This window comes from Arthrobacter sp. H5 (genome assembly GCF_000520595.1).
Lineage (GTDB): Bacteria > Actinomycetota > Actinomycetes > Actinomycetales > Micrococcaceae > Arthrobacter_D.
Window position 1 is genome coordinate 1 of the sequence record NZ_KI915005.1, and the last position, 6,225, is coordinate 6,225.

A 6,225-nucleotide genomic window follows, 5' to 3' on the forward strand; every position below is an offset into this window, starting at 1 on the left:
CGCACCGGCACCCGCACCGGCACCCGCGCCGGCGGCACCCATGCAGCCCCCGGCGCCGCCGGCCATCGCGCCGTCCAATCCCGCACCGCCCGCCGTTACACCGCCAGCGCCCCGCCCACCGGCGCCAACGCAACCACCGGCGCCGCCAGCGCCCGCACCCCGGCCGCCGGCACCTCCCGCACCACCAGCACCCGCACCCCGGCCGCCGGCACCTCCCGCACCTGAACCTCCCGCACCACCTGCACCAGCGCCCGCTCCGCCTCCGCCGCCGTTGAACTCGGGTGGTGTGGCTGCCGCCGTCGGCTACGCGATGGCACGCACGGGCTCTCCGTATTTCTATTCTTGGGGCGGCAACGGACCCCGTGGGTACGACTGCTCGGGCCTGGTGCAGCAGGCGTTCGCGTCCGCGGGCATATCCGTGCCCCGCACCGCCGCCGCACAGCACGGAGCGGGCACCCACGTCCCACTGTCCCAGCTGCAATATGGGGATCTGGTCTTCTGGGGCCAAGGCGCCGGGATCTGGCACGTGGCCATCTATATCGGCAACAATCAGGTGGTCAACGCACTCAACCCGTCTCAGGGCATCCTGGTTACGGACCTGTCCCACATGGCCGGCATGGGCGCACTGAACCCGCTCGCCGTGAGAATGTAGCGGGGCTCTCAAGCGGCTGCAGACATAAAAAGGTCCACCTCCAGGCATCATCCCGGGAGGTGGACCTTTTTATGTCAGTGGAACTAGCTGGTCAAGCCGTCCACCCATTCCTGATTTTCGGAAATCCACTCTTCAACAATGGGAGCGTAGTCCTCAGTTTCCTCACCGCTGTTGAACATGGCGTTCTCAAGCGAGTACAGCGTCTCGGAATCCATTGTGAAGTTCGCAAGCCACTCGGCGGCTTCGGGGAAGTCCTCCTTGAACGTGGATGAACCATAGGAGTAAATGCTCTCGGCATCCCCCAGGGTGCCCTCTGGATCCTCAAGGTCCTTGATGGGGAACTCGTCATAGGCCCAGTGCGGACGCCAAAGTGTGACAGCAACGTTCTCACCGGCGGCCAGCTTTGTCTGCAGCTCGGACAACATGGCCGGAGTTGAGGACGTGAGGTACTCCATCTCCTCAAGACCATAGGTTGGGATAACCTGTTCGGTTGTGGCCTTGGTCAGCCCGGCCCCGGCTTCAATTCCCACCAGACGGTTATCAAACGCGTCGGCGTTGGCGGCGAGTTCCTCGAGGGAATCAATGGGAGCATCCTCATTGACCGCAATCGTCAGGAGCGCCTCGTCATTCCACGCTCCCAGTTCGGTGATGTCATCGCCGAACTCCTCGATGTAGGACTCATGGGTCAAGGGAAGCCACACGTCCAGCACGGCGTCGTAATCGCCACTGGCTAGGCCGGTAAAGGCCGGGCCCGCGTCAGCGTACTCCAGCGTGACGTCATAGCCCTTCTCTTCGAGGATGGCTCGCCACAGCTCGGAGACGGCTTCTCCTTCAGGCCAGCCGTTGAACACGCCTATTGTCATTTCCTGGGTCTCGGCGCCTGCGGTGCTGCTCTCCCCGGACCCACCACAGGCCGACAGTGCCAGCGCGGAAACCATTCCCAGTGCGGCAATCGTTGTTGAACGCTTCTTGATATTCATCCTTGTTGTTCCTTCCACCTGCGGTCTAACCCGCCGGATTTATTGTCAAGCCATTGAGGCTGCCCTTGAGGGCCTGCCCAACGACGCTGATAAACGGTCAAGATAAATGGCCAGGATGACCACCGAAATGCCGGCTTCAAAGCCCAGCCCAATGTCGATCCGCTGCAGGGCGTTGACTACTTCGCCTCCGAGGCCGCCCGCACCTACCAGACCGGCAATAACCACCATGGACAGCGACAGCATGATCACCTGATTGATCCCGGCCATGATGGTGGGCATGGCCAGGGGAATCTGAATCTGACGGAGTATCCGCCAGGGGGTGGAACCGAACGCCTGCCCGGCCTCCACCACTTCCTTGTCCACTCCCCTGATGCCCAGTTCGGTGAAACGCGCACCCGGCGCCATGGCGAAGAGAATCGTTGCCACCACTCCGGGAACAACGCCCACGCTGAAGAGCGCTACCGCCGGAATCAGGTAGACAAACGCCGGCATGGTCTGCAGGAAGTCCAGCAGAGGTTTGACGACGGCCGAGATGCGGTCGGACTTGGCGGCCAGTATGCCCAGCGGAACACTGATAATCACAGCGATGAGGCTGGCCAACAGCACCAGCGCCAGCGACTCCATAGCCGCTTCCCATTGGTTCACGCCGTAGATGAGGACCAGTCCAACTGCAGTGCCGAGCGCAAACTTCCAGTTTTTGACCAGCCAGCCGATTGCCACCAGTGCAACCAGGATGATGGGGAACGACGGCGTCAGCAGGACCCATTCGATGCCGTCGTAGGAGCTCTTGAAAACAACCTTGACCACGTCAAAGAGCGCCGCAAGGTTCTCAAGGATCCAATCGACGCCGGCATCAACCCAGGCTCCCAGTGGAATTCGGAACTCGATCATTGGATGCCCTCCGCTGAATTGTGGGCCGTGCGATCAGTCGCATCGCCGCCCGGCGCCTTGGTAACGGCCGCACTCTCGGCGGCGGGTGCTGAGTTGCTGAGCGCGGAGAGCAGCGTCTCCTGCCCCACCGAACCGATAACGTGATCGTCACCGTCGACCACAGCGAGGGGGCGGCGGCTGTCAGCTGCCAACCCCAGAATGTCGGCAAGGGGAGCGTCCTCGCTGACCGTGGTGGCGCCGGGCAGCGATGCTGCGGTCACGTGATCGGGCGTGCTGTCCATGACCACGCCGGCCGTCAATACCCTGGTGCGGTCCACGTCCTGGACAAACTGTTCGACATAGTCGTTGGTTGGCTGCTTCAGGATCTCGTCGGGAGAACCAATCTGAACAATGCGGCCGTCGTGCATCATCGCGATCCGGTCACCCAGCAGCATCGCTTCATTGAGGTCATGCGTAATGAAGATGATGGTTTTGCCCAGTTCGCGCTGCAGGGTGATCAGCTGTTCCTGCATTTCCCGCCGGATCAACGGGTCCAGCGCGGAGAAAGCCTCGTCCATCAGGAGAATGTCCGTCTCGGCGGCGAGGGCCCGGGCCAGCCCCACACGCTGCTTCATCCCACCGGAGAGCTGCCCTGGATATTTTTGCTCCCAGCCCTCCAGGCCCACAAGCTTGAGAACTTTCAGAGCGCGCGCTTCCCGTTCAGCTCGGTCGATCCCCTGAACTTCAAGGGCGTAGGCAGCGTTTTCAAGGACGGTGCGGTGTGGCATCAGGGCAAAGTGCTGGAATACCATCGAGATTTTCTGCTGACGGAGCTTTCGGAGCGCTTTGTCCGATATCCCCACCAGATCCGTTCCGGAAACTGACACCTGCCCGGCCGTGGCCGGCAACAGTCCATTGAGCATGCGGATCAGTGTTGATTTGCCGGACCCGGACAGGCCCATAACCACAAAGATCTCGCCTCGACGAACCTGGAAGCTCGCGTCAATGACTGCCGCGGTGCCCATCTTGCTCAGTTCCTCACGGCTCTGACCCGCAGCAAGCTTCTTGACTGCTTCCTGCGGTCGCCTGCCAAACACCTTGTACAGGCCTTTGGCCTCCAGGACAATTGATTCGTTCACGCACTTACCCGTCCGGGGTACACCGGATGGCGGACATGCGGGTCCACCGGTCACAGCACCCGTTGCTAGTTCTTGGCCGTGCCGGAAAATCCGGCGCCAAGGCGAAATTCGGAGGCGGGACCTGTTTCGGTTTCCCATTTCAGCGCGGTCCGGCGGCACATGTGCGCCGCCAGAAAAACGCCCTCCCTATGAATTCCCACGCTAACAGCTGGGTGTTCGCTAACAGCTGAAATATCGAGGAATTCACCTCTGTCCGGGTTGCGTAAAGAGGCCAAACAGCGGGGGATCGGCTAGTTCAAGGGACCTGGCTTATTTATAGCTTCGTTATGCCAGCGTGGCTCTGAAGGATAAATCCGGCGCGAAGCATCGAAATTCGCGGCGACCCGCGGTGCCGGCCAAACCCAGTGGGCAGGGCCTTCAGTTCATGGGAATCATTGGGCCGAAGCTCTCGCGGTCCCGAAGACGCGGATCCTCGCGATCAGGCACCACCAGGACCGGCCCTTTGGCATGATGCAGTACTCCTTGGCTGGTCGATCCCAGCAGCATGCCTGCAAAGCCTCCCCTGCCGCGTGTTCCGAGGACCACCAGCTCGGCCTTCCGCGACGATTCGATCAACACCTCAACCGGAGGACCATCAAGGAGTTCCACGGAGATGTCCAGTGCGGGAAAGTGGCTTTGCAGCCATGCCATACCTGCCTTGAGCTGGACCATGATGTCTGAGTGCAGCGCATCCCTGTCCAGCGGCGCGGGCACCCAGGCGAGTGATCCGGTAAACGGCGGCAGTGAACACACAACCCTGAGGGGCAGCCCCATGGACAGTGCCTGTTCCGCCGCCGCGATGGACGCCATCCGGGCCTGCTCGGAACCATCAACGCCCACCACCACCACTTTCTCAACCTGGTCCGCGGGCGGGCAGGGCTCCCCCTTCCCTTTTGGCGCTTGAACGCCGGCCTCGTTCAGGCGCGGCGCGCACCACAAGGGGACGACGACCGTTGGGCACTTCGAATGCGCGGGGAGCGCGCTGCTCACAGAGCCCAGCAGGCGGCCCACAAAGCCACCGCGGCCACGTGAACCAACAACCATCAGTTCGGCATCCTCGGAGAGCTCCAGCAGCACTCCCGAAGCGTCTCCGGCCTCGACGCGAGGCACTATCTCGATTGAATGCGAAGCGATCTTGATGATGGCCTGATCAATCACCGCCTGCGCGCCCTCGCGGATGACGGCGTCGTCCACTGTTGTGTAGCCGGCATCCATGCTCGACGCCGCGAAGACCGGAACCGTGTAGGCGGTCACCACATGAAGCGGAGTCTTCCTGCGTTCGGCCTCATGGGCGGCCCACACCAGTGCACAAATACTCTGATCGGAACCATCAACACCAACAACAATTCCACGTCGGTTGGAAAGGCTCATACCGTCCCCTGCCTGCGCATCATCCATGATCCCGCCTCCTTGCGGCTTGAACTTTCCGACACCTGCGGCCAGCCTTCAAACTATTTGTAGCCTACTCTTCCGTAAGGGTCTATTCACGGTACAAAAAGTTATATAGGCTTCGAGAAATCGTTACCGGGCGGATGGTCCTAGGCAGGGATTCCGCCCGTTTCGAGTGCGCTTGGTTGACCCGTTCGCAATCAAGTGTCCGCACAGCCCGGAAGAGGCGCCGGGCTGTGCGGAATTTCTCTCCTTCAGAAGGTTTCTCAGTGACTTTGTTTCCGATCACCCTTGTGGCCGCTCAGTCTCCGTCGCCCTGTCCGGCGGAGATGACCACCACCGTTGTAGTGGGCTCCGGGCTCTCCGGCCTGGCTGTTGCGAGCGAGCTGAGCCGCCGCGGGGTCAAGTCGATTGTGGTCGAAAGCGCCGAGTGCCTTAGCTCGGGATCCGGGCGCACCGTGATGACTGATTCAGTCTCACTGACCGAGCGCAACGAACTTCTCCGCCTCCTGCGCGGATACGCTGCCAGCCACTGCCTCGACATCCGCCAGGACACCATCGCCGAGGACCTGTGCATGGTGGGATACTCACAACTTCTACCGGCGCCCGTGCTCGGCTCCAAGAAGTGGGCGGTGCAAACCGGTCATGGGGTTCTGCTTGCCGACCATGTAGTCCTCACCAAGTATCCGCAGAACCAGCTAAGACGATTCCTGCACTCCTTGGGAGTCGCCGTAGGCCGCGATTTGAAGGGGGCACTCAAATCGATCGGGTTGTACCTGATTGGTGTTGGCGAAGCACTGAATCCCACTACCCGCGAAATAGTTCGTCAGGCGAAGTCGATCAGCGACACCATCGTTACCCAAGGCGCTCTGGGCGCAGCAGCGGACGCGTCCGTGCCCGCAGCGCGGCCCACCGTGGTTTCAGCCGTCAGCACCTAGTCCCTGGAATTCCCCGGCTTATAGGCATGGTCCTGCGCCCGCTTTAAGCAGATTCGCTGCTTCCCTGCTTCAGCCTGCGGCGCGCTCCCATGGCAAGAACGACGGCGAGTACCACCAGCACGGACACCATAATGGTTATGCCCCACGGGAAGCCGGACTCCGAAGCGGCCTCTGAATCCAATGCTTCCGGCTCGCCTGGCTCGATCGGTCCTGCCGTG

Annotated in this window: 7 protein-coding genes; 3 read left to right on the forward strand and 4 right to left on the reverse strand. The window is 61.7% G+C overall.

Annotated elements, in window-relative coordinates:
• On the forward strand, nucleotides 1-225 hold a 225-nt coding region (locus Y708_RS31125), incomplete at its 5' end, for a hypothetical protein (RefSeq protein ID WP_253905830.1).
• 61 nt (nucleotides 226-286) lie between these two features.
• Nucleotides 287-652 carry a C40 family peptidase gene (locus Y708_RS31130; RefSeq protein ID WP_051479023.1) on the forward strand — a complete coding sequence of 122 codons (366 nt, stop codon included), beginning with the start codon at nucleotides 287-289 and terminating at the stop codon, nucleotides 650-652.
• An 83-nt stretch (nucleotides 653-735) separates the two neighbouring features.
• Here the strand turns inward: Y708_RS31130 and Y708_RS29305 are convergent, their stop codons facing one another.
• The 4 genes from Y708_RS29305 to Y708_RS0114635 form a co-directional block, all read right to left on the reverse strand.
• A complete protein-coding gene (locus tag Y708_RS29305; protein WP_051479024.1) occupies nucleotides 736-1,632 on the reverse strand; it encodes a glycine betaine ABC transporter substrate-binding protein in 897 nt (298 codons plus the stop codon).
• Nucleotides 1,633-1,677: 45 nt separating this feature from the next.
• The gene (locus Y708_RS29310; protein WP_035776492.1) at nucleotides 1,678-2,523 is read right to left on the reverse strand and encodes an ABC transporter permease; all 846 of its coding nucleotides are present in this window, start codon (nucleotides 2,521-2,523) and stop codon (nucleotides 1,678-1,680) included.
• Complete coding sequence (locus Y708_RS25315; RefSeq protein ID WP_253905831.1) at nucleotides 2,520-3,641, reverse strand: quaternary amine ABC transporter ATP-binding protein; 1,122 nt, start codon at nucleotides 3,639-3,641, stop codon at nucleotides 2,520-2,522. The genes Y708_RS29310 and Y708_RS25315 overlap by 4 nt, the downstream gene beginning before the upstream one ends.
• 417 nt (nucleotides 3,642-4,058) lie before the next feature.
• On the reverse strand, nucleotides 4,059-5,078 hold the full coding sequence (locus Y708_RS0114635; protein ID WP_028280501.1) for a universal stress protein: 1,020 nt from the start codon (nucleotides 5,076-5,078) through the stop codon (nucleotides 4,059-4,061).
• 260 nt (nucleotides 5,079-5,338) lie between these two features.
• Between Y708_RS0114635 and Y708_RS25320 the strand changes: the two genes are divergently transcribed.
• Nucleotides 5,339-6,007, forward strand: coding sequence for an FAD-dependent monooxygenase (locus Y708_RS25320; RefSeq protein ID WP_253905832.1), 669 nt, complete (start codon nucleotides 5,339-5,341; stop codon nucleotides 6,005-6,007).
• The last annotated feature ends 218 nt before the right edge of the window (nucleotides 6,008-6,225 follow it).